The sequence below is a fragment of the Hylemonella gracilis ATCC 19624 genome, from assembly GCF_000211835.1.
Classification (GTDB): Bacteria; Pseudomonadota; Gammaproteobacteria; order Burkholderiales; family Burkholderiaceae_C; genus Hylemonella; species Hylemonella gracilis.
In genome coordinates this window covers 33,124-56,087 of sequence record NZ_AEGR01000048.1, presented here as the reverse complement: position 1 = coordinate 56,087, position 22,964 = coordinate 33,124, and the positions used below count along the sequence as shown (strand labels likewise).

At 67.6% G+C, this 22,964-nt stretch carries 25 protein-coding genes and 1 pseudogene; 11 read left to right on the top strand and 15 right to left on the bottom strand.

Annotation, left to right across the window (positions count from 1 at the left end; all coding sequences use genetic code 11):
• Positions 1-296: 296 nt before the first annotated feature.
• From HGR_RS06270 to HGR_RS06250, 5 genes are all read left to right on the top strand, one after another.
• The gene (locus HGR_RS06270; RefSeq protein WP_006297312.1) at positions 297-827 is read left to right on the top strand and encodes an NUDIX domain-containing protein; all 531 of its coding nucleotides are present in this window, start codon (positions 297-299) and stop codon (positions 825-827) included.
• Between the two features lie 137 nt (positions 828-964).
• The gene (locus tag HGR_RS06265) at positions 965-1,303 is read left to right on the top strand and encodes an NIPSNAP family protein (RefSeq protein WP_006297311.1); all 339 of its coding nucleotides are present in this window, start codon (positions 965-967) and stop codon (positions 1,301-1,303) included.
• Positions 1,300-1,644, top strand: a complete 345-nt coding sequence (locus HGR_RS06260; protein ID WP_006297310.1) for an antibiotic biosynthesis monooxygenase family protein — start codon at positions 1,300-1,302, stop codon at positions 1,642-1,644. The genes HGR_RS06265 and HGR_RS06260 overlap by 4 nt, the downstream gene beginning before the upstream one ends.
• Positions 1,645-1,649: 5 nt before the next feature.
• Positions 1,650-2,381, top strand: coding sequence for an ArsR/SmtB family transcription factor (locus HGR_RS06255; protein WP_081463454.1), 732 nt, complete (start codon positions 1,650-1,652; stop codon positions 2,379-2,381).
• 52 nt (positions 2,382-2,433) lie between these two features.
• Positions 2,434-2,967 carry a DinB family protein gene (locus tag HGR_RS06250; RefSeq protein WP_039852642.1) on the top strand — a complete coding sequence of 178 codons (534 nt, stop codon included), beginning with the start codon at positions 2,434-2,436 and terminating at the stop codon, positions 2,965-2,967.
• Between the two features lie 84 nt (positions 2,968-3,051).
• Here the strand turns inward: HGR_RS06250 and HGR_RS06245 are convergent, their stop codons facing one another.
• Positions 3,052-3,333 carry a DUF2277 domain-containing protein gene (locus HGR_RS06245; protein ID WP_006297307.1) on the bottom strand — a complete coding sequence of 94 codons (282 nt, stop codon included), beginning with the start codon at positions 3,331-3,333 and terminating at the stop codon, positions 3,052-3,054.
• A 72-nt stretch (positions 3,334-3,405) separates the two neighbouring features.
• On the opposite strand from HGR_RS06245, the gene HGR_RS06240 reads away from it, so the two are divergent.
• The 3 genes from HGR_RS06240 to HGR_RS06235 all read left to right on the top strand — a co-directional run bounded on the left by HGR_RS06240 (position 3,406) and on the right by HGR_RS06235 (position 5,329).
• Positions 3,406-3,891 carry a pyridoxamine 5'-phosphate oxidase family protein gene (locus tag HGR_RS06240; RefSeq protein ID WP_006297306.1) on the top strand — a complete coding sequence of 162 codons (486 nt, stop codon included), beginning with the start codon at positions 3,406-3,408 and terminating at the stop codon, positions 3,889-3,891.
• A gap of 231 nt (positions 3,892-4,122) precedes the next feature.
• Positions 4,123-4,353, top strand: coding sequence for a hypothetical protein (locus tag HGR_RS17015; protein ID WP_202796596.1), 231 nt, complete (start codon positions 4,123-4,125; stop codon positions 4,351-4,353).
• 655 nt (positions 4,354-5,008) lie between these two features.
• Positions 5,009-5,329 (top strand): hypothetical protein, encoded by a 321-nt coding sequence (locus HGR_RS06235; protein WP_006297305.1) that lies wholly within the window; start codon positions 5,009-5,011, stop codon positions 5,327-5,329.
• A 296-nt stretch (positions 5,330-5,625) separates the two neighbouring features.
• Here HGR_RS06235 and HGR_RS06230 read toward each other — a convergent pair whose 3' ends face one another.
• From HGR_RS06230 to pilM, 12 genes and pseudogenes are all read right to left on the bottom strand, one after another.
• Positions 5,626-6,321 (bottom strand): REP-associated tyrosine transposase, encoded by a 696-nt coding sequence (locus HGR_RS06230; RefSeq protein WP_006297304.1) that lies wholly within the window; start codon positions 6,319-6,321, stop codon positions 5,626-5,628.
• A 49-nt stretch (positions 6,322-6,370) separates the two neighbouring features.
• Positions 6,371-7,327, bottom strand: a complete 957-nt coding sequence (locus tag HGR_RS06225) for a class I SAM-dependent methyltransferase (protein WP_006297303.1) — start codon at positions 7,325-7,327, stop codon at positions 6,371-6,373.
• Between the two features lie 14 nt (positions 7,328-7,341).
• On the bottom strand, positions 7,342-7,917 hold the full coding sequence (locus HGR_RS06220; RefSeq protein ID WP_006297302.1) for a DUF1415 domain-containing protein: 576 nt from the start codon (positions 7,915-7,917) through the stop codon (positions 7,342-7,344).
• Positions 7,914-9,326, bottom strand: a complete 1,413-nt coding sequence (locus HGR_RS06215; RefSeq protein WP_081463453.1) for an MFS transporter — start codon at positions 9,324-9,326, stop codon at positions 7,914-7,916. Before HGR_RS06215 ends, HGR_RS06220 begins: the two co-directional genes overlap by 4 nt.
• Positions 9,327-9,373: 47 nt before the next feature.
• Complete coding sequence (locus HGR_RS06210) at positions 9,374-10,534, bottom strand: deoxyguanosinetriphosphate triphosphohydrolase (protein WP_039852666.1); 1,161 nt, start codon at positions 10,532-10,534, stop codon at positions 9,374-9,376.
• 66 nt (positions 10,535-10,600) lie between these two features.
• Positions 10,601-11,836: a 3-dehydroquinate synthase gene (gene aroB, locus HGR_RS06205; protein WP_006297299.1), complete on the bottom strand. Its 1,236-nt coding sequence runs from the start codon at positions 11,834-11,836 to the stop codon at positions 10,601-10,603.
• Between the two features lie 128 nt (positions 11,837-11,964).
• On the bottom strand, positions 11,965-12,552 hold the full coding sequence (locus HGR_RS06200) for a shikimate kinase (RefSeq protein ID WP_006297298.1): 588 nt from the start codon (positions 12,550-12,552) through the stop codon (positions 11,965-11,967).
• Positions 12,553-12,589: 37 nt separating this feature from the next.
• Positions 12,590-13,966, bottom strand: a pseudogene (locus tag HGR_RS06195) (type IV pilus secretin PilQ); the annotation flags it as partial.
• A gap of 156 nt (positions 13,967-14,122) precedes the next feature.
• The gene (locus tag HGR_RS16785; RefSeq protein WP_006297296.1) at positions 14,123-14,677 is read right to left on the bottom strand and encodes a pilus assembly protein PilP; all 555 of its coding nucleotides are present in this window, start codon (positions 14,675-14,677) and stop codon (positions 14,123-14,125) included.
• A 116-nt stretch (positions 14,678-14,793) separates the two neighbouring features.
• Positions 14,794-15,465 (bottom strand): type 4a pilus biogenesis protein PilO, encoded by a 672-nt coding sequence (gene pilO, locus HGR_RS06185; RefSeq protein ID WP_006297295.1) that lies wholly within the window; start codon positions 15,463-15,465, stop codon positions 14,794-14,796.
• Positions 15,462-16,112, bottom strand: coding sequence for a PilN domain-containing protein (locus HGR_RS06180; RefSeq protein ID WP_006297294.1), 651 nt, complete (start codon positions 16,110-16,112; stop codon positions 15,462-15,464). Before HGR_RS06180 ends, pilO begins: the two co-directional genes overlap by 4 nt.
• On the bottom strand, positions 16,109-17,287 hold the full coding sequence (pilM, locus tag HGR_RS16780; protein ID WP_169312679.1) for a pilus assembly protein PilM: 1,179 nt from the start codon (positions 17,285-17,287) through the stop codon (positions 16,109-16,111). Before pilM ends, HGR_RS06180 begins: the two co-directional genes overlap by 4 nt.
• A 398-nt stretch (positions 17,288-17,685) precedes the next feature.
• Between pilM and HGR_RS06165 the strand changes: the two genes are divergently transcribed.
• The gene (locus HGR_RS06165) at positions 17,686-20,208 is read left to right on the top strand and encodes a penicillin-binding protein 1A (protein WP_006297291.1); all 2,523 of its coding nucleotides are present in this window, start codon (positions 17,686-17,688) and stop codon (positions 20,206-20,208) included.
• An 89-nt stretch (positions 20,209-20,297) separates the two neighbouring features.
• On the opposite strand, the gene cyaY is transcribed toward HGR_RS06165, so the two are convergent.
• The gene (gene cyaY, locus HGR_RS06160) at positions 20,298-20,627 is read right to left on the bottom strand and encodes an iron donor protein CyaY (RefSeq protein WP_006297290.1); all 330 of its coding nucleotides are present in this window, start codon (positions 20,625-20,627) and stop codon (positions 20,298-20,300) included.
• 9 nt (positions 20,628-20,636) lie between these two features.
• On the opposite strand from cyaY, the gene lptM reads away from it, so the two are divergent.
• The gene (lptM, locus tag HGR_RS18070) at positions 20,637-20,972 is read left to right on the top strand and encodes an LPS translocon maturation chaperone LptM (RefSeq protein ID WP_006297289.1); all 336 of its coding nucleotides are present in this window, start codon (positions 20,637-20,639) and stop codon (positions 20,970-20,972) included.
• Positions 20,969-22,291: a diaminopimelate decarboxylase gene (gene lysA / locus HGR_RS06150; RefSeq protein WP_006297288.1), complete on the top strand. Its 1,323-nt coding sequence runs from the start codon at positions 20,969-20,971 to the stop codon at positions 22,289-22,291. The genes lptM and lysA overlap by 4 nt, the downstream gene beginning before the upstream one ends.
• Here lysA and HGR_RS06145 read toward each other — a convergent pair whose 3' ends face one another.
• Positions 22,292-22,939 carry a protein-methionine-sulfoxide reductase heme-binding subunit MsrQ gene (locus HGR_RS06145; RefSeq protein ID WP_006297287.1) on the bottom strand — a complete coding sequence of 216 codons (648 nt, stop codon included), beginning with the start codon at positions 22,937-22,939 and terminating at the stop codon, positions 22,292-22,294.
• Positions 22,940-22,964 lie beyond the last annotated feature (25 nt).

Sequence of the window (22,964 nt, the reverse complement as noted above, 5' to 3'; positions counted from 1 at the left end):
GTCAGATTCTTATTTAAAGACCTAGTTTTCTGATCGGAATTTAATTGGGGACACATAAAGATCAACCGTGAATGCCGCCCGCGAGACGGCCCAACAACGGCCGTTCGACCTCGCCGGGGCGCAGTGTTGAGCAACTTGCGTGCCGCGCGGACCGTCTTACCCCCATGGCAACGGCCTCCAGCGGCATGCGAAGATGGTTTTTTGCTCCCGGCGGCCTCTGCGCCACGCCCGCTTGCCTTCCCACGCCCCTCCCACGCCCCTCCCTCACCCCTTTTAGCCCTGCACCCACCCTCGTCATGACCCCCGCCACCCCCGAATTCCAGTTCTGCCCGCGCTGCGCGGCCCCACTGCACGACCGCGTCGAAGGCGGCTTCACGCGCCGCTTCTGTCGGGCGGAGGGCTGTGGCTTTGTCTGGTGGGACAACCCCACGCCGGTGGTGGCCGCGGTGGTCGAGCACGAAGGCCGCCTGCTGCTGGCGCGCAACGTGGCTTGGCCGCCAGGCTTCTTCGCGCTGGTGACCGGCTTTCTGGAAAAGAACGAGCTGCCGCACGAAGCCGTGCAGCGCGAGGTGGAGGAAGAACTGAGCCTGCGGCCCCTGAGCGCGGCCTTCATCGGCCACTACACCTTCGAGCGGATGAACCAATTGATCATCGCGTACCACGTGCCCGCCGAGGGCACGGTGCGGCTCAATGAGGAACTGGCCGAGTACAAGCACCTGCGCTTCGAGCAGGCCCGCTACTGGCCCGCCGCGACCGGGTACGCGCTGCGCGACTGGCTGCGCGGCAAGGGCTTCGACCCGCAGGAGATGGCGATCCCGGCCAAGTGAGGGCACAGAGGTCAGTGCGTGTGGCGCCTGCTGCAGCACCTCGGCGTGTTTCGGCACCGTCATTTCGGCCTGCACCGAAACATCCCCCGCGTGGCGGCTTCCAGAATGCCTGCTCTTACTTCAGGAGCCCCAGCACCATGTCCCTCACCTGTTTCATCCGCTACCAGATCGACCCGTTCCAGCGCGCCGCCTTCCAGCGCTACGCCGAGGCCTGGGGCCGCATCATCCCGCGCTGCGGCGGCAATTTGCTGGGTTACTTTCTGCCGCACGAGGGCACGAACGACATCGCCTGGGGCCTGATCGGCTTCGACGACCTGGCGGCCTACGAGCGTTACCGCGCGGTGCTGCGGCAAGACGCGGAAGGACGGGCCAACTTCGAGCTGGCGCAGACGCAGCGCTTCATCCTGCGCGAGGAACGCACCTGGCTGGACGACGTGGCCAGCACGCTGAACCAGCCACGGCAGGTGCGCCCATGATCGCCGTGCTGTTCGAACTGGAAGCCAAGCCTGGCGCCGAAGCGGCCTACTTCGACACGGCCGCGCAGCTGCGGCCCCTGCTGGAGGGCATCGATGGCTTCCTCTCCGTCGAACGCTTCCAGAGCCTGTCGCGCCCCGGCCGTTACCTCTCGCTCAGCTTCTGGCGCGACGAGGACGCCGTGCGCGCCTGGCGCCAGCAGACGCAACACCGCGCGGCGCAGCAGGCGGGCCGCAGCGCGCTGTTCGCCGACTACCGGCTGCGCGTGGCGGCCGTGCTGCGTGACTACGGCCTGCGCGACCGCGACAATGCGCCCAGCGATTCCCTGCAAGCCCTGGTCTGAAGGCCATGCCCCCATCACCGTCCCGCGCGTCCGCACCGTCATCCTCACCGCACGAGCCGCGCCTGGCCCGGGTGGCGGCCGTCGTGGCCGACCCGGCGCGCTCGCGCATGCTGGCCTACCTGCTCTCGGGCGACTACGCCAGCGCGGGTGAACTGGCACGGGCCGCCTCGGTGACACCGGCCACGGCCAGCGGGCACCTGGGCAAGATGCTGGAAGCGCAGTTCATCGTCTGCGAACAGCGCGGGCGGCACCGCTACTACCGGCTGGCCGACGCCGAGGTGGCGCACGCGCTTGAATCGCTGGCCTTGGTCGCCGAACGGGACGTGCATGAACGTGAATGGGCCCGCCCCGAACGCGAACGGCTGCGCCAGGCGCGCTGCTGCTACGGCCACCTGGCCGGCGCCCTGGGCGTGCGCCTGTTCGACAGCCTGCTGCGAGGCGAGGGCCTGCGCACCCACCCCGAGGGTTTTGAACTCAGCGTAGCGGGCCGCGCCTGGCTGGCCGAACTGGGATTCACCCCGCCCGAACCCACGCGCAAACGCCGTTACGCCTACCGTTGCCTCGATTGGTCCGAACGCCGTGACCATCTGGCCGGTCAGCTCGCGGACGAATTGCTGCAGCATTTTCTGAACCGCGGCTGGCTGCGGCGCGGCACGGGGCGCGCCATCGAGCTGACACCCACCGGGCAGCAGAAACTGCTGCCCCATCTGGCGGACGCCGCCCCCACAATGGCGTAGCCTCCTCCCTGCTCAGCCCACGCTCAGTCCAAGCTACGCCCCTGCCCTGACCATGACCCCTGCTTCCTGCACCCTGATGGCGGACTACAACCGCTGGATGAACACCAAGCTCTACGAGGCCGCCGGCCAGTTGAGCGATGCGCAACTGCGGCAAGACCGCGGCGCCTTCTTCGGATCGCTTTACGAAACGCTGAACCACCTCGCCGTGGCCGACACCATCTGGCTGCAGCGTTTCGCGCAGCACCCGGCACTGGGCGGGCTGCAAGAAGCGATGCAGGGCTTTCCGAAGCCGACCTCGCTGCGCGAGCCCATGGCGGCATCCTTCGCGGAACTGTGGGACTACCGCACGCGGCTCGACGCCGTGATCCTCCAGTTCGCCCAGCAACTCACACCCGCGCACCTGGCCGAGACCCTGCGTTACGCCAACACCTCGGGCAAGCCACAGGCCCGCAACGTCGGCGCCCTGCTCCAGCACTTCTTCAACCACCAGACCCACCACCGCGGCCAGGCCAGCACCCTGCTGTTCCAGGCGGGCGTGGATGTGGGCGTGACGGATCTGTTCACGCTGATTCCGAACGAGGTGTGAGCCGGGCGGCTGCGGACGCGGCCTGCGTGGGGTTGGGCGTGGGCGTGGGCGAGGACGGGGGCGAGCAGGCCCGCAGGATCGGCGTCAGGACAAGGCGTCCGTGCCAAAACGCTTGGCCGACCTTTCCTTGGCCTTGAGCGCCTCCACCTCCCGATTGCGGGGCTCCGCGTGGGTAACCAGGCTGGCCATCAGCCTGCGCGCCGTGGCCGCGACCTCTTCCACCGCCTGATTGAACGCCGCCTCGTTGGCGCGCGAAGGCACCGAGAAGCCGCTGAGCTTGCGCACGAACTGCAGCGAGGCGTCGCGTATCTCCAGCTCGGTCGCCGGAGGCTCAAAGTTGAAGAGCGTCTTGATGTTGCGGCACATGGTGGGGCGTCGGTGGTCGTTCGGTTGGTCGCGCCAGTCTAGCTAGACTGAGCGCAAACAACCAGAGCCGATATGAAGCAACTCCTCGGTCCCGACATCCAGGCCATGGCGCAACGCAGCGTGCTCTGCTGGCTCGCCACGGTGGACGCATCCGGTCAACCCAACGTCTCGCCCAAGGAGATATTCGCTGTTCTGGACAGCGAGCACATCGTCGTGGCGAACATCGCCTCGCCAGGCTCGGCCCGGAACATCCGCGCCAACGCCAAGGTGTGCCTCAGCTTCATCGACGTGTTCGCCCAGAAGGGGTACAAGGTGCTCGGCCTCGCCACGGAGGCCCAGCCCTCCGACGCCGACTACGCCCGCTGGGCCGATCCCCTGCGCGCGATGGCTGGCGAGCGCTTTCCCATCCACAGCGTGTTCGTGGTGCGCGCGACAAAGGTGGAACCCATCGTGGCGCCCAGTTATCGGCTGTACCCGTTGGAAACCAGCGAGGCTATGCAGATTGAGGCGGCGCTGCGGGCTTATGGGGTGTGGCGAGCAGACGAGGGCGGGCTCTAGAAGCTGCTTCCCTACTTTGAACGCGGTCCGTTTTTTGCGTGACCCGGAGTCCCAATGAAGAGGGCTTGTCTCGACCTCGCGAGTCGACGAGTGGCGGTAATGTTATTTCGCAGTTTTGCGAGGTTTCAGGGTTTGTCTCGGACGCAACGCCACGTTATATTCATCTGAATTCTCCAAACAATACAAGCACTTAGCTCGCAATTCGGGAGGCATCAGGATGTACATTAGTCCATGTTATTCCGCACTTTTGCGGTCGATATCACGTTAAAACTCATGCCAAGCGAAGTTACTCAGCTCGAAGATGAAGCGGAACGCGCATCGGAAATGCTGCGTGGAAAAGTGATTGCGAAGGTGATCCGCAATAGACCGACTGAGGTCTTGTTGGAATTCACGGATGGAACACGACTTTTTGTGGATCGAACGGTCGATGCACTGGAACTTTCAGTCACTGGCGGGAAGTGAAGATGCGTTTTAGCACCAACATCTCATGCGGTCATGGTCGCAGCTTTAGTTTTAACAGGTCGGCCAACACGGACCCACAACTGAAGGCTGCGGCTTCGCCGCATCTGTTGTGGTCCAGTTGCCTCCAACGTTAGAGCTCATGAAATACGAGCGCCTCGCTGGTCAGCAGCTACTTTCGCTGAAGCTTCTTAGCGTCGGGACGCACCCGGCCTGGGTCGATGCTTCCACTCCCCAGATCGCCACTTATGCTGCAAACCTAGAACTTGCGGACTCGCCCTGCGTTCAAGTGCGTCCTTGTGAGGTGCCACTCCCAGGCCAGTATCCAGCCTTAGGGATTGAAATAGTCGTTTGGCCTGAGTCGCCTGGAGTTCAAAAGTGGTCGGACGGTTGTGAATACGCTGTTGCCACACCTGTCGAAGTTGAGGGCCTTTTGCCCGCGACTATCTCCGATGTAAGAGCATGGGATTCGATGGGTGAAGGTGCAGTATCTGCACTTGATTTGGTACTAAGCTCCGGTGCGACCTTGACGCTTAGACACGTGTTTCCGCCGATGATGCTCGGGCTCGACATACACGCAGGAGTGCGGCATGAGCTCTAACATTTCAGTCAAGCGCGGATTGCCTGCGGCATCCGCTTACCTCAAACGTCAGAGCGCATGAAAAACATCCAGGTTATCGACGGGGCAGACAATTCCGTTTATGACATCTTCCAAGCGACGGACGAAGAGTTCTCGCTGATTTTTCCGGACGGCCAGGACGTGGCCTTCATTGACGAAGTCTGGGACAGGGGGCGGGCCGAAGAGTTGGGGCGTGCTTTCAAGCAGATTTGGACACGCCGAATTCCAAAGAAAGACGCAATGGGAATTCATGGCCTGCTGTTCTATCAGCTTGACTCGAAAATGAAGTACTACCCGACGAGGCGTGACGAGGAGGCGATCAATCCCGATGGATCACTACTCCGTCAGCATCCGCTCTAACATGCCAATCGACACGGACCCACAACAACAGAAGGCGGCTTCGCCGCAACGTGTTGTGGTTCGGTCATCTTCGCGTTAAACGTCGACATGCGGACAGAAACGAAGACACAAGACTGGTTCCTTGCAGACACGAGGGCCAGAAAGTGGATCACACAATGCGCCGCATGCCAGCAGTACGGGCGCAAGTCTGATACGCCCTCAAATATCCCAAAGGTCAGATTTGAGGAGATGTTTCCTGTTCAAGACCTTGACTAACTTGGCTTGTGCGATCGGTGTGCGGGCTATGCAAGCAACGTCTAACCCGCCCCCCGCCCCGCCGGCCTCCCCGCCTTCCCCTTGCTCAGCCGCCGCGCCGTTTGCTTCTGCAGCGCAGCCATGAATTCCGGCCCGCCCAGGGCCCAGCCCTTGAAGGCGGAGTCGGTCAGGGCCTCTTGCTGTTGCTGAGTCAGGCCCTCGGCGACGAGGCGGGTGTAGGCGGCTTCGCGGGCGAAGGGGGTGTTGCCCAGGGCCCAGTAGAGGGCGTGGGGCGTGACGAGGCGGTCGGCGCGCTGGCCGATGTAGTGCGTGTGGCTGGACCAGGGGTAGTCCGCGGCCTGGGCCACCAGGCCGGCGCGCACGGGGTTGAGGTCGATGTAGGCCATGCAGGGCAGCAGGTGGCGCTCGGCCTCGATCACGGTAGCGCGGTAGCGCCCTTCCCACAGCGTTCCGCTGCGGCCATGGCGGTCGTTGAACCAGCGCACGTAACGGCGGCCCACGGCCTGCATCATCTTGGGCAGGCCCTCGGCCGTGGCGGGGGTGAGCAGCAGGTGCACATGGTTGTCCATCAGCACGTAGGCGTGCAGGGCGACGCGGTGTTCACGCGCCTGCGTCTCCAGCAGTTGCAGCATCTGCCGCCGGTCCACCTCGTCGCGGAAGATGGCCTGGCCGTCGTTGCCCCGCTGCACCACGTGGTGTGCATGACCGGCGACGCTGAGGCGGGGCAGGCGTGCCATGGGGGAAGGCCTTGCTGGTGGTGCGCTGGGTTGGCTTGGACGTGCCGCTTCAGGCGGAGGCCGGGCTGGGGTCTGAGCCCGAGTCTGAACTGGCGTCCGCACCTTGAACCAGGCCGAGGCGCGCGTAGCGCACGGGCAGCAGGGATTCCAGGCCGAATTCGCCCAGCATGGCGCGCAGGCGCTCGGCGGCGCTGCGCTTCTTCTGGCCGGTGTAGCGCGCCAGGATCAGTTCGTTCTTCATACTGTGCTCCCAGCCCACCAGCTCGGTCACCGTCACCTGGTAGCCCATGGCTTCGAGGTAGAGGCAGCGCAGCACGTTGGTGATCTGGCTGCCGAACTCGCGCGTGTGCAGCGGATGCCGCCACAGCTCGGCCAGCGGCGTGCGCGCCAGGGCCAGGGCCTTGCCGCCGCGCAGCACGCCCGCCACCTCGGCCTGGCAGCAGGGCACCAGGGCCATGAAGCGGGCCTGCTTGGCCAGGCCAAAGGCGATGGCGTCGTCGGTGGCGGTGTCGCAGGCGTGCAAGGCCGTGACCACGTCGATGCGCGCGGGCAGCTCGGTCGCGCGCTCGGACTCGGCCACGCTGAGGTTGAGGAAGCGCATGCGCGCGAAGCCCAGGCGCTCGGCCAGCTCGCGCGATTTCTGCACCAGCTCAGGACGGGTCTCGATGCCGTAGATCTGCCCTGCGTCCAGGGCCTTGAAGAACAGGTCGTAAATGATGAAGCCCAGGTAGGACTTGCCCGCGCCGTGGTCGGCCAGGGTGGGCGCCGTGCCGGGCGGCAGTTCCTTCAACAGTGCTTCGATGAACTGGAACAGGTGCAGCACCTGCTTGAGCTTGCGGCGGCTGTCCTGGTTGAGGCGGCCTTCGCGGGTAAGGATGTGCAGTTCTTGCAGCAGTTCCAGGGACTGGCCGGGGCGCAGGCCCAGGTCGTCGGCGACCGACGGTTGGGCGGCCTTGCCTGTCTTGGCGTTTTTGTCCGTCTTGGCGTGGCGGGTCTGTTGTTTCATGGCGGCGTTCATGCTCACTCCCCCACGCTGCGGCGGATGTTCAATGCGGCCCACCCCGCCGCGCCCAGGCGCTCCAGGGCTTCGATGTTGCGCTCGTAAATCATCTCGGCCTCGGGGTAAGCGGCCACCGCGCGGTCGATGCTGCTTTCGCGCAGCAGGTGCAGCACGGGGTACGGCGCGCGGTTGCTGTTGTTGCTCACGTCGTCGTCGACGGTGCCCGCGAACTGGTAGTGCGGGTGGAAGTTGGCGATCTGCAAGGTGCCGTCCAGTTCCAGCGCTTCGAGCACGGCGTCGGCCTCGTCCAGGAAATCGTTGAAGTCCAGAAAATCCGCGAGGCACCAGGGCGCGGCCAGTACCGTGGTGTCGCGCTGCTCCGGGTCACTCTCGGCCAAGGCCAGGAGTTCGGCGCGCAAGTCTTCACGCAGCGCATCGCCATCACGTGCGTCGCTGACCACCCAGTGGATCTGTCCCTTCACGTGCACGCCCTTGGCGAAGGGGCACAGGTTGAGGCCGATCACGGCCTGTTCCAGCCAGTGCCGCAGGTCGGCCTGCACGGCGACGTGGCGCGGATCGTCGGCGGGCAGCCTCATGCGCCTTGCTCCGAAGGTTGGCGCACCGATGGGCCCGATGGTCGACTCACTTGCCGCTGCAATTGGCGCCCAATGGCCCAGGTCAACACCAGCCCCGCGAGGGCGCAGGCGCCGGTCAAGGCCCAGGTCCAGTGCCAGCCGCCCACGCGCTGGGCCAGCCAACCCGCCAGGGGCGGCAACAGCACCTGGCCCGCGGACGAGCCCTGCTGCATCCAGCCCACCGTGGCCCCCACGGTGCGCTCGCTGGGCGCCAGGCGCACCGACAGCGCGAACAGCGTGCCGGGGATGACCCCCCCCACGGCGGAGAACAGCAGCACCGCGACGTAACGCGACACGCCAGTCACCGTGGACGACTCCAGGCTCAGCCAGTGCGGCCAATCGGCGAAGGCCACGAAAGCCGACACGGCCATCACGCCAAAGCCCGTGCCCAGCACGGTGCGCGCGGGCACATGGGCTTGCAGCAGACGGCCCGCGCCGACATTGCCCACGATGTTGATGAGCGCCACGCCCGCCGTGAGCAGACCCGCCCATTGCACCGAGATACCGGCCTGCGCGTAGGCCGAGGGCAGGAAGCCGACCACCGCCAACCACTGCGCGGCGTAGACGCCGAAGGTCAGGGCCAGCAGCCAGGGGCCGAGGGCGCCGAGGGTCTGGCGCAGGCGCGCCGTCCAGTGATCCGACTTGGCGAACTGAACGGACTTCGCAGTCTTAGCGGACTTAGAAGACTGCTCGGACTTAGCGGACTCAGCGGACTGATCGGCCCGGTGCGGACCGGTGCGCGAGGCGTCCTGCGGCAACGCCCGCGCCACCAGCGCGGCGGCCAGCAGGGCCAGCGCGGCCAAGACCCACCAGCATGCGGCCCAGCCCACGAGGCCGATGATCCAGGGCGTGACCAGCAAGGACAGCGCCGTGCCCGCGGGCATGTACATGCTCCACAAACTCAGCGCGGCGTTCAAGCGGCCCGGGGACGGACCCGCGGCCCCAGCTTCCAGACTCACGATGCGCCGGATCAGACCCGGCCCGGGCATGGTGGCCATCAGCACGCCACAGCCTTCCAGCGCGCGCAGCAGCAGCAAGGCCGTCGCGTCCTGGGCCAGGCCCCCGGCCGCGCTGCTGATGCCCAGCAGCACCAAGCCGACGATCATGCCGCGGCGCAGTCCCATGCCATCGGCCAGCAGGCCCGCGACCACGCCCAGCAGCATGCCCGCGAGTTGCACGAGGGCGAGCATGAAACCGGCCTGCACCAGGGTCAAGTCCAGCGCCTCGCGCAGCACGGGGATGGCGGGCGGCAGCTTGCCCACGTGCAGGGCCGCGGCCACGCCCGCGACGATGACCACCCAGGTCACCGCCGAGGTGCGGGCCGCATTTGCTGTCTTAGCGGTCTTAGCGGTCTTAGCGGTCTTATCCATTGGGGTCGTCTGGGCCGTTTGAGCCCCGTCGGTCTTCGGCATGCGCGTCATTCCCACAGTGTGCGGCCCGTCAGGCGGCCATGTTCGCGGCTGGCGTAGCGGTCGGTCATGCCGGCGATGTAGTCGGCCACCACACGCTGCGGGCCCTCGGCCTGGGCCGCCTTGTCGGCGTAGCCCTGCTGCATCTCTTGCGGCGCGGCGCAGTAGCAGGCGTACAGCTCCTGGATGACCTGACGCGCCAGGGCCATGGTCTGCGTGACCTGCGGATGGCGGTAGAGGTTCTGGAACAGGAACTGCTTGAGCGCGATGGACTGCTCGCGCATGGCCGGGCTGAAGCCCAGTTGCGGCGGCAGGCGGCGCACCTCGTCGGCACTGGCCGGGCGGCTGTGGTCCAGGCGGGCCTGGGTCGCGGCGATCACGTCGTAGACCTGGGCGCTGAGCATGCGGCGGATGCTTTCGTACAGCAGGCGGCGGCCGGCGCGCGGCGCGGCCAGATCGGGATACTCGCGCAGCACCTCACGCCGGTAGGTATCGAACAGGGGCACGGCTTCGAGCTGCTCCAGCGTGATCAGGCCGGAGCGCACGCCGTCGTCGATGTCGTGCGCGTTGTAGGCGATCTCGTCGGCCAGGTTGCACAGCTGCGCCTCCAGGCTGGGCTGGGTGCGGTCCAGAAAGCGCCGCGCCACGCCGCCGGGCTCGGCCGCTTCCAGCGCCACGGCGTTGGCGCGCGAGCAATGCTTGAGGATGCCTTCGCGGGTTTCGAAGGTCAGGTTCAGGCCATCGAAGTCGGGGTAGCGTTCTTCCAGCGCGTCCACCACGCGCAGGCTTTGCAGGTTGTGCTCAAAGCCGCCATGTTCACGCAGGGCCTCGTTGAGCGCGTCTTGCCCGGTGTGGCCAAAGGGCGTGTGGCCCAGGTCATGCGCGAGCGCGATGGCTTCCACCAGGTCTTCGTTCAAGGCCAGGGCGCGGGCGATGGAGCGGCCGAGCTGGGCGACCTCCAGCGAGTGCGTCATGCGCGTGCGGAACAGGTCGCCCTCGTGGTTGAGGAAGACCTGGGTCTTGTAGACCAGGCGGCGAAAGGCCGTGGAGTGGACGATGCGGTCGCGGTCGCGCTGGTGTTCGTTGCGCGTGGGCGCCGGGGCCTGCGGGTGGCGTCGGCCCCGGCTGCGCGCGGGGTCGCTGGCCCACGCGGCGAGGGTGTGCGTCATGGTTGTGCCGGGTTCCGCATGGACGGGAGCGGTGAGCGCGGCGTCAACTGCCACGTCAGCCGACATTCAAGCCGCCGCGCAGGCATCGATCACCTCGCGCACCAGGGCGTCGGGCGCGCCGCGCAGCGCGGCCTGGCCGGGTCGTTCGATGACCACGAACTTGATTTCACCCGCCTCGGCTTTCTTGTCCAGGCGCATCAGGTTGAGGTAACGGCCCGCGTTGTCCTGCTTGTCCAGCACCGGGGCCACGACGGGCAGGCCCGCGCGCTCGATCAGGCGCTTGAGGCGCGCGACGAAAGCCGCGTCCACCAGGCCCAGGCGCTGCGAGAGCGTGGCGGCCATCACCATGCCACAGCCCACGGCCTCGCCGTGCAGCCAGGCGCCGTAACCCAGCCCCGCCTCGATGGCGTGGCCAAAGGTGTGGCCGAAGTTGAGGATGGCGCGCAGGCCGCTTTCGCGTTCGTCCTGGCCCACCACCTCGGCCTTGATTTCGCAGCTGCGGCGCACGGCATGCGCCAGGGCCGCGGTGTCGAGCGCGCGCAGCGCGTCCATGTGCTGTTCCAGCCAGTCCAGCAGGGCCATGTCGAAGATGGGGCCGTACTTGATGACCTCGGCCAGGCCGGCGCTGAGTTCGCGCGCGGGCAGGGTCTTGAGCAGGTCCAGGTCACAGACCACGCGCTTGGGCTGGTAGAAGGCGCCGATCATGTTCTTGCCCTGCGGGTGGTTGATGGCGGTCTTGCCGCCCACCGAAGAGTCCACCTGCGCCAGCAGGGTCGTGGGCACCTGCACAAAGGGCACGCCGCGCATGTAGCAGGCGGCGGCGAAACCCGTCATGTCGCCCACCACGCCGCCGCCCAGGGCGTAGAGCACGGTCTTGCGGTCCGCACCCTGGCTGAGCAGCGCGTCGAAAATCAGGTTCAGGGTCGACCAGTCTTTGTGCGCCTCGCCATCGGGCAGCTCCAGCACCGTCACCTGGGCGTGGTGCGCTTGCAGAGCCTGCTTCAAGGTCTCGGCGTACAGGGGCGCCACCGTCGTGTTGCTGACGATCAGCGCCTGCGAGGCTTTGGGCAGGCCCGCGAAGCTGGCGGACCAGGACAGCAGCCCGCTGCCGATGAAGATGGGGTAGCTGCGGTCGGCCCCGGATTCGCGCAGCTCGATGCGCACCTGCTGGGGCGAGGTGCCGTCGCCCTCGGCGGCCGGCGCGGACCCGTCCCGAAACCCCGAGGACTCGGACACGTCGTAGGACACGGGCCGGATGGACGCGGGCGCCGACACCGGCGTCGATGGAGAGATGGAAGACATCCCGCTAGTTTACGTGGGGCGGGTCCGCGCACGGACCGCGCGCGCACCGCGCACGAGGCCAGGGTCGCGAGCGCCAAAAGGCCCGCGAGGGCCGCCGCAGGCACGGGGGCCTGGCCGCGCCGCGTGGCTCAGAGCGCCTTGTCGGCGGCGGGCACGGAGGCGACATGGGCCGGGATCACGCCGGCCAGCTCCAACTGCATGACGATCATGTTGACCAGGGAGGCGACCGAGGGCCGGCCCGTGTCGACGATGAAGTGCGCGACTTCGCGGTAGAGGGGGTCGCGCTGGGCCAGCAGGTCCCGCAGGCGTTGCATCGGGTCGTCCACCTGCAGCAAGGGGCGTTGCGTGTCGCGCCGCAGGCGGCGCATCAGTTCCTCGGCGGTCGCGCGCAGGTACACCACGTGGCCGTGCGCGCGCAAGTGCTGGCGATTGGCCTCGCGCAGCACCGCGCCGCCGCCCGTGGACAACACGCCCCCCGTCCCCCCTGGGTCGCCGCCCTGGAGGCAAAGGCTGGCGATGACCTCGGACTCAATGTCGCGGAAACGCGTCTCGCCACCGCCCTCGCCCCCACGCTCGAAGAATTCGCGGATGGAGCAGCCGATGCGCTGCTCGATCACGGGGTCGGAGTCGCGGAAAGGCACGTTGAGGCGGCGCGCCAGATGGCGCCCGACGGTGGACTTGCCCGAACCGGGCATGCCGACGAAGCTGATGAACAAGGGAGCCGGATTCAAGACAGTCAGGGCAAACGGAAGGTCAGCGCGTGGAAAGGAGGGAGTCGGTCAAGGTCTTGGGGGTGATGAACACCAGCATCTCCCGCTTCTCGGAGCGCGTCTCCTTGGCGCGGAACAACGCACCCAGGCCGGGCAAGTCCCCCAGGAAGGGAATCTTGGTCACGGTTTCGCGCTCTTCCTGCGTGTAAATGCCGCCGATGACGACCGTGCCGCCATTTTCCACCAGAACCTGGGTCTTCACGTGCTTGGTGTCGATGGCGAAGCCGGCCTGGGTGTCCTGACCCACCGAATCCTTGCTCACGTCCACCTCCAGGATCACATTGCCCTCGGGCGTGATCTGCGGCGTGACTTCGAGCATCAGGTTGGCCTTGCGGAAGGAAATGGAGGTTGCGCCGCTGGAGGTCGAGACTTGGTAGGGCAGCTCGGTGCCCTGCTCGATCAGGGCCTTGACCTTGTCCGCCGTGACCACGCGCGGGCTGGAGACCACCTTGCCCTTGCCATCCGCCTCGAGCGCGGAGATTTCGAGGTTGAGGAAACGCGCGGCGCTTTCGCCAAAGATGGACACGGCGAAGACCCCGGCGGGCTGACCGCCCAGGCCCGGCGAGGGCAGGTTGACGAAGGAGCCGCCCCCGGCGCCCGCCGCCGTGGCGCTGTAGCTGCCGCCGAAACCCGCCCCCGCCCCCGCGCCCCCCGAAGGCGATCGGCCGCCCGCGCCGCCCAGGCGGGCCCCCAAGGAACGGCTGAAGGTGTCCGAGGCTTCGACGATGCGCGCCTCGATCAGCACCTGGCGCACCGGTACGTCGATTTTCGCGATCAGGGCGCGAACGGCTTCCATGCGCGCGTGGATGTCGGTCACGAAGAGCTGGTTGGTGCGCGACTCGGCGATCGCGCTGCCGCGCGGGCTGAGGATGCGCGCGGCGGCCGCGGCGCCAGCCGAGCCCCCCACGGCGCCCGCGCCGCCGAGTTGCTGAGCCACGTCGGCGGCCTTGGCGTAGTTGAGCTGAAAGCTGCGCGTGCGCAGGGGCTCCAGTCCTTCCTGCGCGGCACGGGCCTCGCTGTCTTGCCGCTCGCGGGCCGCGATCTCCTGCCGGGGCGCGACCCACAGCACATTGCCCTCGCGGCGCTGGTCCAGCCCCTTGGACTGCAGCAGGATGTCCAGGGCCTGATCCCACGGCACATCGCGCAGGCGCAAGGTGACGTTGCCGCTGACCTTGTCGGACGTGACCACGTTGAAGCCACTGAAGTCGGCGATCACCTGCAACAGGGCACGGATGTCGATGTTCTGAAAGTTGAGCGTCAACTTCTGCCCGCTGTAGCGCGACTGCGCCGCCGTCTCGTCGAGCGAGGCAGCGCGGGGCAGGACTTCGACCCTGGGCTGCGCCTGCGCCGTGGTCGGCTCGCCCACTGGCGGCACCTCGTCGATGGCCGTTGCGCGGGCGGGCGCGAGGCCGCTCGCGGCGACGAGGAGGAGAAGAAGAAGGAGACCTCCGCAGCCGCGACGGATCAGGTGCATGAGGTCGGCGGGCTGCGCTGGCAACATCAAGGTCTTCATGGTTCAACGCCCCTGCAAGGGCAAGGTGACGGTGCGGGCCGGGGACTGGCCCGGCAGCCCGCGCGGCGGTTCTTGCAAGGTGATGCCCTCCTCGGTGATGCGCAACACCTGGGCTTGGTTCTTGCCCAGGAACGCCCCCACCGGGACCTGATAAATCTGCACATCGGCCTGCACCAACGCGACGACCTCGTCGCCCCGGCGCAGACTGCCCACCATCCGCAGGGCTGAGAGAGGATGGGCCAGCAGCGGTGGATCGGCGCGCTCGGGCCGCTGGCCTGGGGCGGGCGGCAGACCGGAAAGACGACGTGCATCGAAGGGATCGGCGAACACGCCGCGCCCAGCAGCCACAGGCTCAATGGCGGGCAAGGCGGTGGGCACAGTCCCAGCCCCAGCCGCGGCTGCGGCTGATCGCGCGTTGCGCGCGTTGAACTGCAATCGCTGCTCGGCCATCCACTCGCGCAAGGCGGCTGGGTCGGCGGGTTGAGTGGGTTCGGTGGGTGCGCAAGCCGCCAGCACCGAGGCGCAGGCCAGGGCCCAAAGCCAGGTCGACGCCTGCATGGGAGTCCCTGCGGGAGCCCACGTGGTGCGGGCCGCCACCCATGCAGCACGCGGGCGTTTGGGGCGTGGTGGCAGGCTCAACGGTGGAGGTGGCGGTGGGGGTGGCGTGCAAGGTTTCATCGCCGGGTCTCCAAGGAGGTTGGGGTGCGCGCGTCGGGCACCACAGGCTTGTGGCCCTGGGGCATGCGCAAGGCGCGGGCCGCCACATCCATGGCCAACAGTCCACCTGCCTCGGAGCCCGTGTCACCCGTCGGCCCCGCGCTGGGTCGCGCGACCAAGGTCAGGCGATCGACCACGACCGCTGGGTTCAAAGCCGCCAGCGCGGCCGCAAACGCCGTGAGGTCGCGGTAGCTGCCCACGACACGCAGCGTGAACGGCAACTCCACGTGGTGTGGCCGCGTGGCCGGTGGCCCCGGCCTGAACAGCTCGAAACGCACGGCCCGGCCCTCACCGGTGCGATGGATGTCGCGCAACAAGGATTCCGTCCAGCCCTGCTCCGGCATGGGCGAGCCCTCACCCGGCCGCCGGGACCACAGCGCACGCCCCAAGGCGTCCCGGCGCTCACGCGCCAAGTCCATGGCCTGCTGGCGTGCGAGCCCGCCGCGGTAGTCCTCGCGCGCCTGCCGGGCCTGGGCCTGCAGTTGATGCCATGCCCGTGCGTCGTCGTTCAGACCCAGACAGGCGGGCAGCACGAGCGGCAGCGCGGCGATCAAGGCCAACAGACTCCAACGCGCGGCGCGGGGCCATTCGGCGGGCGTGGTGGACCAGGCCCGTGCTGCGGCGCTCATGGTGCGAACTCCAGATTCGCACCCAGTCCCCGCTCGGAGACGGCCGTGGCGTCCTCGACGGAAGGCGCCGCGAGACGGGCACGGACGGTGAATTGCAGGGTTTGCGCCCGCATGTCGGCATCGCTGGAGGTCGCCTCGGCACGGAGCGGTTCGGTGCCGGGCACGGACAGCGGCATCGGCGCGCCCAGCAACTCCACCAGCTCGGCCTGCTGGAATCCAGACCGTGGCTGGGCCAGGTGGCGCAGCAGCCCGGACAGATCCTGATCGGAGCGGGCCGCGCCGCGCAAGGTCACCAGGTCGGCTTCGAGGGTCAAGCCCTTGAGGTGCACTTGATCGGGCAAGGCACTGGGCAGGGCACTCAGCACGCGGGCGGCGCGCAAGCGCTGGGTCTGCAACTCGGCCCACGCGTCGATTTCCGCGCGCAGCCCCGGCAGGCCCTGGAGTGGCTGTTGGAGTTGCGCGATCTCGCGCGCGAGCAGGTCGTTGAGCGCGCGCTGCGCGGCCAGGCGCTCGCGCCAGTGCAGGTGCAGCAGCCCCGCGATGACCCAGCCCGTGGCGAAAGCCAGGACCACCGCCCTTCTGAAAGCAGCCCGTGCTCGCGGGTGCAGGCCGTGCAGGCGCGGCAGCAAATTGATCGTGACGGTCATGGCTGAAACTGGCGCAGGGCCAAGCCGCAGGCTTGCAAATACGCCCAGGCAGCGCCCGTCTCTGGCGCGGCCGATTCCGACTCGCGCCCCTCGACCCCCTTGCGCGACCGGCGCACGATGCGCCAAGGCGGCTGGCGCCGATGCGGCATGCCCTCGAAGGGATTCGCCACCCGGCAGGGACACGCCAGCAGACGAGACAGGGGCTCGGCCCAAGCTGCGCAGGCCTGGGGCTCCCCCGTCAACCAAACGGCTTCAAGGCCCACAGCGCCGCTGCCCAGCGCGTGGTGAAACTCGCCGTCGCCCGAACTCTGGCCTTGAACATTCCACGCGCGGGACAGCGCCTGCGCCAAATCACTCACCACCGCCAGCGCAGGATCGAGGTCGCCAGGCCGCCCCGGGCCCGCGCCGGGATGGCCGACACGCTCGCCCTCTTCGACGATCTGGTCACCGCGCACCAGCCACCAGCCCATGCGGTCCGCGCGCAGCTCGAGCACCGCCCTGGCCGGTGGTGTTCCCGCAGCGGGCCGAGCCTGGGGCGGAACCTGGGCCCGCGCGGAGCGCGACAGCAGATGCAGCATGCCGCGACGCGCCGCGAACGTGGCCACGTCCACGGCCACGGGCTCCAGACCGACGGCCTCGGCCAGGGCCTGCAAATCGCGCACGCGCTCGCGCCGCGCGGCCACGAGGAGCACATCGACGGCGCTGGACAGCGGCGCGCACACTTGCGTCGGCTGAACAGAGGCCCCCGCATCGGCCACGGCGCGCCGCGCCACCACGCCGTAGTCGAGGTAGACCTCTTGCAGGGGGAAAGGAAGGAGTTGCTCGGCCTCCGCCCGCACCCTGGCGTCCAGGGCGTCACGGCTCGGCGCTTGGGGCAGCGTGATGGGCAGCGTGATGCGCCGGGTGATGACCGCGGCCTCGGGCAAGGCCAGGGCCACTCTGTCGGTGCGCGGGCGCGCACGGCGCAGCAGGCGAGAGACGGCCTGGGTCACCGCCGTGAAGTCGTCGATGCGGCCGTCCACCATCCAGGCGGGCGACAGGGGCTCGCAGCCGCAATGCTCCAGCGTCGGCTGCCCTTGGCGGGTCTGGCCCAACCCAACCAGCCTGACCGCATCGGGCTGCAGATCCAGCCCCAAGAGGGGCTCCGACCGGCGACGTGATGACGGAAACAACATGGGCAGCCCTCCTCGTGATGAAACCCAAGCGGGTGCTGCCGTTGAAAGAGCGATCCGATCCTCGTGGGCAGGCGTCTGGATCGTAGCAGCGGGGTTCACCGACGACGGTCGAAGTCCGAGGTTTACCAAGCCCCTCTTTAAAAGCATGCACTCACATTTTTCCAACCGCCGGGACTCGGATTGTGGCCACCTCAACCCCTGGGCTCAGACGGCCAAGCGTCACAGGGGCTCCATGATTTTTATAATGGCGGCTGTTCGGAAAAGATATGCCGCCCTGGTCATCGCGCCGGGGCACGTCGCCAACCCGGTTTGGACCCGCCCGCACAGGCTCACGGCCTGGATGGTCCTGCCCCAGAACCCCTAAGCTCCGAGGCCACCCGGCCAAGACGACAGCCCCCATGTCCGCCGACGATCCATCTCCCTCGCCCCGTGCTTCCACGATGGGCGCACAATTCGCCCGCATGAAATCGACGCTTTCCCGACGCTGGGCCACTTTGCATCCGTTCGCGCGCATCGCCGTGTGGGTTGCCGGCATCGGCGTGGCCGGTCTGCTCAGTGGCCTGATGCTCGTGGCCGTGGCCATGGCCTTCGCCTTCCCCAATCTGCCGGATGTGTCCGACCTCTCCGAATACCGTCCCAAGCTGCCGCTGCGGATCTACTCGGTCGAAGGCGATCTGATCGGTGAGTTCGGGGAGGAACGCCGCCGCTTTGTCCCAATTGAAAAAATTCCGCGCGCGCTCACCGATGCCGTGCTCGCCATCGAGGACGCGCGCTTCTATCAGCACGGCGGCGTGGACTACGTGGGCATGGCGCGCGCCGTGCTGGCCAATCTGCGGCGGGTGAACAGCCAGGGCGCGTCCACCATCACCATGCAGGTCGCGCGCAACGTCTACCTCTCGTCCGAGAAGACCTACACGCGCAAGATCTATGAAATCCTGCTGACCTACAAGCTGGAACACCTGCTGAGCAAGGACCAGATCCTCGAGATCTACATGAACCAGATCTACCTGGGTCAGCGCGCCTACGGCTTCGCCGCCGCGTCGGAAACCTACTTCGGCAAGCCGCTCAAGGACATCTCGGTCGCCGAGGCCGCGATGCTGGCTGGACTGCCCAAGGCCCCCTCGGCCTACAACCCCATCAGCAACCCCAAGCGCGCGCGGGCTCGTCAGCTCTACATCATCTCGCGCATGCTGGACAACGGATTCATCACGGCCGAGGAAGCCGCGGCCGCCCGCGCCGAGGACATCCAGGTTCGCACCGTCACGGCGCAAGGCGAGCGGCCGGGCCAGGGACACGCTGAATACGCCGCGGAAATCGTGCGCCAGATCATCTTCGCCCAATACGGCGAGGAGACCTACACCCGCGGCCTGCGCGTGTACACGACCATCCGCTCAGGCGAGCAGGAAGTGGCCTACGCGGCCTTGCGCCGCAGCATCATGGACTACGAGCGCCGCCAGCCCTACCGCGGCCCGGAAAAAGTCATCCCCCTGCCCGCGCAGACCACCGACAACGCCGACGCCATCGCCGAGGCGGTTTCGGAGTCGCTGATGGAGCACCCGAACAACGGCGACCTGCTCAGCGCCGTGGTGCTGGAGGCCGACCCCCGCAAGGTCACGGTGATGCGTCAGGACGGAGAGACCCTGGACATCACCGGCGCCGGCCTGCGCTACGCGGCGGACGGCCTGTCATCGCGGGCCGCACCCACGCTCAAGATCCGGCGTGGCGCGGTCGTGCGCATCCGCCTGCACACCCCGGAAGATCCGGCCAAGAACCAGGCCGCCAGCTGGGAAATCCTGCAGCAGCCCGAAGTAGAAGGCGCCTTCGTCTCCCTGGACCCGCGCGATGGGGCCGTGCACGCGATGGTGGGTGGCTTTGACTACGACAAGAACAAGTTCAACCACGTGACACAGGCCTGGCGGCAGCCGGGCTCAAGCTTCAAGCCCTTCATCTACTCGGCCGCGCTGGAAAAAGGCTTCACGCCCGCCACCGTGGTCAACGACGGCCCTCTCTTCTTCGAGCCCGACACCACGGGTGGCCAGCCCTGGGAACCGAAGAACTACGACGGTGTGTTCGAGGGCCCGATGCCGCTGCGCCGCGCGCTGGCGCGCTCGAAGAACATGGTGTCCATCCGCGTGCTGGACGCCATCGGCCCGCGCTATGCCCAGGAGTGGACGGCGCGCTTCGGTTTCGAGCCGCGACGCCACCCGGCCTACCTGACGATGGCCTTGGGCGCGGGCACGGTCACGCCCTTGCAAATGGCCGTGGCCTATTCAGTGTTCGCCAACGGCGGCTACCTCCTCGATCCCTGGCTGATCCGCAAGATCACCGACCCCAACGGCAAGGTGCTGGTCGAAACGCCGCCCGTGGTGCTGGACGAAAGCAAGCGCACGCTGGAGCCGCGCAACGCCTTCATCATGTCCACGCTGCTGCAGGAAGTGGCCCGCGTCGGCACGGCCGCGCGCGCGCAGGCTCAGCTCAAGCGTCCGGACATCTACGGCAAGACCGGCACCACCAACGACTCCATGGACGCCTGGTTCGCGGGCTACCAGCCCACGCTGACGGCGGTCACTTGGATCGGTTACGACACCCCGCGCAAGCTGGGCGACAAGGAGACAGGCGGTGGGCTGTCCCTGCCGGTGTGGATCAGCTACATGGAACACGCCTTGCGCGGCGTGCCCGTGCAGGAGGTGATCCCTCCCGAGGGCGTGGTGCAGACCGGCATCGACTGGATGTACTCGGAGTACGCCGAAGACGGGGGCGTCAAGTCCCTGGGTCTGGACGAGGACAACGGCGGGGTGATGATGACGCTGCCGGGCGGCATCATGCCCAACCTGCCCTACAACCCGCCCGCGGACGAACCGCCGAGCGGCACGCAGGGCGAGGAACGCTCACGCATCCTGGACCTGTTCCGCCGCAACTGAGCCCCGTGCCCGGGCTCGCGGGACTGAGCTTGCGGGACTGAGGAGGGACGCGAAGGGCAGCCCGGGCCTGCCGCCCTGCGGCTTGAGTCTCAGGCCGCGAAGGCGAGGGCCACCCGCGCCTGCTCGCTCGCGTGGCGCGACAGGCTGGCGAAGAACTCGCCCTGGCCCTTGGTGTCCATCCAGCGCTGGCCATCGAACTTGTAGTGGAAGCCGCCAGCACGCGCCGCCAGCCAAATTTCATGCAGCGGCTTTTGCAGGTTCACGACGATCTGACTGCGGTCGGGGAACACCAGGGTCACCATGCCGCCAACGCGCTGGTTGTCGATGTCCGCGTCGCCAGCGTCGTTGATGCGGTCGCAGTTCGCCTCGATGGCGCGCAGCACGGCCTCGGCACGGTCCATGAATTCCAGGTCAGTCATAATTTCGCGATGTTGGAAACCCGAGCAATCGCCCGTTCAATCTTCAGAGCTTGCGCGATTCTAGTCAGCCGTCTCACAACCGCGCGCCGCCGCGCTTTTGCCCCTGCCGCGCTCATCGTCATCGGCATATCCGGCTCGCTGCTGCTTTCGGGCTGCGGCCAGACTGGCAAGCTCTACCTGCCCAAGGACCCAGCGGCAGCCCATCGGGCCAGCTTGCCCAGATCGCTTTGGCCCTTCATGCCCTCGAAAAAGAGCGACGAGGCACCCGACCAAGCCAGCGAGACCACCGTCCCCCAAGACCCTGAGTACGACGACCCTTACGCCCTCCCAGAAGAACAACCATGACCGCTCCCCTGCTGCCCGGCCACCCTCATCTCGCTTATCGCGCCACCGCCACCGGCCAGGACCTCCACCTGGAAGGCGTGCGTCTGGCCGACCTGGCCCGTACCCATGGCACACCCCTTTTCGTGTATTCGCAACAAGCCATGCTGGACGCGCTGGCGGCCTACCAGCGCGGGCTGGCCAGCCGCCTTGCGCAAGGGAAGGCACGTATCTGCTACGCGCTGAAAGCCAATTCGTCCTTGGCCATCTTGCAGCTGTTCGCGCGCGCGGGCTGCGGCTTCGACATCGTCTCGGGCGGCGAGCTGGAGCGCGTGCTGGCCGCGGGCGGTGATCCGGCGCGGGTCATTTTCTCGGGCGTGGGCAAGACCCGCGCCGAGATGCGGCAGGCTCTGAACGCTGGCCAAGGCGCCGGCATTGGCTGCTTCAACGTCGAAAGCGAAGCCGAGCTGGACGTGCTGAACGAAGTCGCCACGGCGCTCGGCAAGGTCGCGCCGGTCAGCATCCGCGTCAACCCCGACGTGGACGCCAAGACCCACCCCTACATCTCCACCGGCCTCAAGGGCAACAAGTTCGGCATCGCGCACGAACGCGCCGTGGCCGTCTACCAGCATGCCGCGCGGCTGCCGGGCCTCAAGGTCGTGGGCATCGACTGCCACATCGGCTCGCAAATCACCGAGGAACGGCCTTACCTGGATGCGCTGGAGCGCGTGCTCGATCTGGTGGAGGCCATCGAGGCTGCGGGCATTCCGTTGCATCACATCGATTTGGGCGGTGGCCTGGGCATCGACTACCACGGTGACACCCCGCCGGCCGCCGACGCACTCTGGCACAAGTTGCTGGCCCGCGTGGACGCGCGCGGTCATGCTGACAAGGCCATCTTCATCGAACCTGGCCGTTCCCTGGTCGGCAACGCGGGCGTCTGCTTGACCGAGGTGCTTTACCTCAAGCCCGGTGAGCAGAAGAACTTCTGCATCGTGGACGCAGCCATGAACGACTTGCCCCGCCCGGCCATGTACGAGGCTTACCACCAGATCGTGCCGCTGGCGCCGCGTGAACCGGCCCAGGCCGGCGGCGCCGTGAACTACGAGGTGGTGGGCCCCATCTGCGAAAGCGGTGACTGGCTGGGGCACGACCGCGCGCTGAGCGTGCAAGCCGGCGATCAGCTGGCCGTGCTCTCGGCAGGCGCCTATTGCATGAGCATGGCCAGCAACTACAACACACGCGGTCGTGCTGCCGAAGTGCTGGTGCAGGGCGATCAAGCCATCCTCATCCGCCAGCGTGAAAGCGCGGCGGACAGCTTCCGCCACGACATCCTGCTGTGATCAGGCGCGGCGGGGCGCCGCTTGCCGATCAGTGCGCGCGCGGCGCCAGCGGTCCAGGACCCGCCACCCGAGCAACAGCGCGAGGATGGCGCCGTACACCGCCACCTCCGCGAAATCACGCTTGCCCGCCCGCATCCAGTAGAAGTGCAAAACGGCCAAGGCGGCCACCGCGTAGACAACCCGGTGCAGCGCACGCCAGCGCGTCGCGCCCAGGGCACGGATGGCTCGGTTGAAAGAGGTCAGGGCCAGGGGCAGCAGCAGCAGCAAGGCGGCGAAACCCACGAGGATGAAGGGGCGCTTGGGGATGTCGCGCACGATTTCGGCCCAGGCGCCCTCGTCCAGGCCCAGGCCCATGTCGAAGACCGCATAGCAGAGGAAATGCAGCAGGGCGTAGAAGAAAACGTAGAGCCCCAGCATGCGTCGCAGACGCGCCAGCGCGGCCCAGCCGAACTGCACACGCAGGGGCGTCACTGCCAGGGTCAGACAGAGGAAGCGCAAGGCCCACTCGCCGGTGGCGCGGATCAGATGTTGAGCCGGGTTGGCGCCCAGCTGGTCCGTCAGCGCGCCGTGGAACAGCGCGGCGAAAGGCAGCAGCGCCAGCACGAAGACCAGCGGCTTGGTCACCGGATGCAGCAGCCACTTGTTCATGCGCTGCCCCTGTCGCCGGCGACCC

What these genes read in the sequence shown, in the direction of transcription:
- HGR_RS06240 (WP_006297306.1), top strand. Translation starts at nt 3,406, where the DNA reads ATGAAGCAACTCCTCGGTCCCGACATCCAGGCCATGGCGCAACGCAGC.
- HGR_RS17015 (WP_202796596.1), top strand. Translation starts at nt 4,123, where the DNA reads ATGTTATTCCGCACTTTTGCGGTCGATATCACGTTAAAACTCATGCCA.
- lysA (WP_006297288.1), top strand. Translation starts at nt 20,969, where the DNA reads ATGACCGCTCCCCTGCTGCCCGGCCACCCTCATCTCGCTTATCGCGCC.
- HGR_RS06225 (WP_006297303.1), bottom strand. Translation starts at nt 7,327, where the DNA reads ATGAAACAACAGACCCGCCACGCCAAGACGGACAAAAACGCCAAGACA.
- cyaY (WP_006297290.1), bottom strand. Translation starts at nt 20,627, where the DNA reads ATGACTGACCTGGAATTCATGGACCGTGCCGAGGCCGTGCTGCGCGCC.
- HGR_RS06255 (WP_081463454.1), top strand. Translation starts at nt 1,650, where the DNA reads ATGCCCCCATCACCGTCCCGCGCGTCCGCACCGTCATCCTCACCGCAC.
- HGR_RS06235 (WP_006297305.1), top strand. Translation starts at nt 5,009, where the DNA reads ATGAAAAACATCCAGGTTATCGACGGGGCAGACAATTCCGTTTATGAC.
- lptM (WP_006297289.1), top strand. Translation starts at nt 20,637, where the DNA reads ATGTTGGAAACCCGAGCAATCGCCCGTTCAATCTTCAGAGCTTGCGCG.
- aroB (WP_006297299.1), bottom strand. Translation starts at nt 11,836, where the DNA reads ATGTCTTCCATCTCTCCATCGACGCCGGTGTCGGCGCCCGCGTCCATC.
- HGR_RS16785 (WP_006297296.1), bottom strand. Translation starts at nt 14,677, where the DNA reads ATGCAGGCGTCGACCTGGCTTTGGGCCCTGGCCTGCGCCTCGGTGCTG.
- HGR_RS06210 (WP_039852666.1), bottom strand. Translation starts at nt 10,534, where the DNA reads ATGACGCACACCCTCGCCGCGTGGGCCAGCGACCCCGCGCGCAGCCGG.
- HGR_RS06260 (WP_006297310.1), top strand. Translation starts at nt 1,300, where the DNA reads ATGATCGCCGTGCTGTTCGAACTGGAAGCCAAGCCTGGCGCCGAAGCG.
- HGR_RS06145 (WP_006297287.1), bottom strand. Translation starts at nt 22,939, where the DNA reads ATGAACAAGTGGCTGCTGCATCCGGTGACCAAGCCGCTGGTCTTCGTG.
- HGR_RS06180 (WP_006297294.1), bottom strand. Translation starts at nt 16,112, where the DNA reads ATGACCGTCACGATCAATTTGCTGCCGCGCCTGCACGGCCTGCACCCG.
- HGR_RS06245 (WP_006297307.1), bottom strand. Translation starts at nt 3,333, where the DNA reads ATGTGCCGCAACATCAAGACGCTCTTCAACTTTGAGCCTCCGGCGACC.
- HGR_RS06220 (WP_006297302.1), bottom strand. Translation starts at nt 7,917, where the DNA reads ATGAGGCTGCCCGCCGACGATCCGCGCCACGTCGCCGTGCAGGCCGAC.
- HGR_RS06265 (WP_006297311.1), top strand. Translation starts at nt 965, where the DNA reads ATGTCCCTCACCTGTTTCATCCGCTACCAGATCGACCCGTTCCAGCGC.
- HGR_RS06270 (WP_006297312.1), top strand. Translation starts at nt 297, where the DNA reads ATGACCCCCGCCACCCCCGAATTCCAGTTCTGCCCGCGCTGCGCGGCC.
- HGR_RS06215 (WP_081463453.1), bottom strand. Translation starts at nt 9,326, where the DNA reads ATGGATAAGACCGCTAAGACCGCTAAGACCGCTAAGACAGCAAATGCG.
- pilO (WP_006297295.1), bottom strand. Translation starts at nt 15,465, where the DNA reads ATGAGCGCCGCAGCACGGGCCTGGTCCACCACGCCCGCCGAATGGCCC.
- HGR_RS06230 (WP_006297304.1), bottom strand. Translation starts at nt 6,321, where the DNA reads ATGGCACGCCTGCCCCGCCTCAGCGTCGCCGGTCATGCACACCACGTG.
- pilM (WP_169312679.1), bottom strand. Translation starts at nt 17,287, where the DNA reads ATGTTGTTTCCGTCATCACGTCGCCGGTCGGAGCCCCTCTTGGGGCTG.
- HGR_RS06250 (WP_039852642.1), top strand. Translation starts at nt 2,434, where the DNA reads ATGACCCCTGCTTCCTGCACCCTGATGGCGGACTACAACCGCTGGATG.
- HGR_RS06165 (WP_006297291.1), top strand. Translation starts at nt 17,686, where the DNA reads ATGTCCGCCGACGATCCATCTCCCTCGCCCCGTGCTTCCACGATGGGC.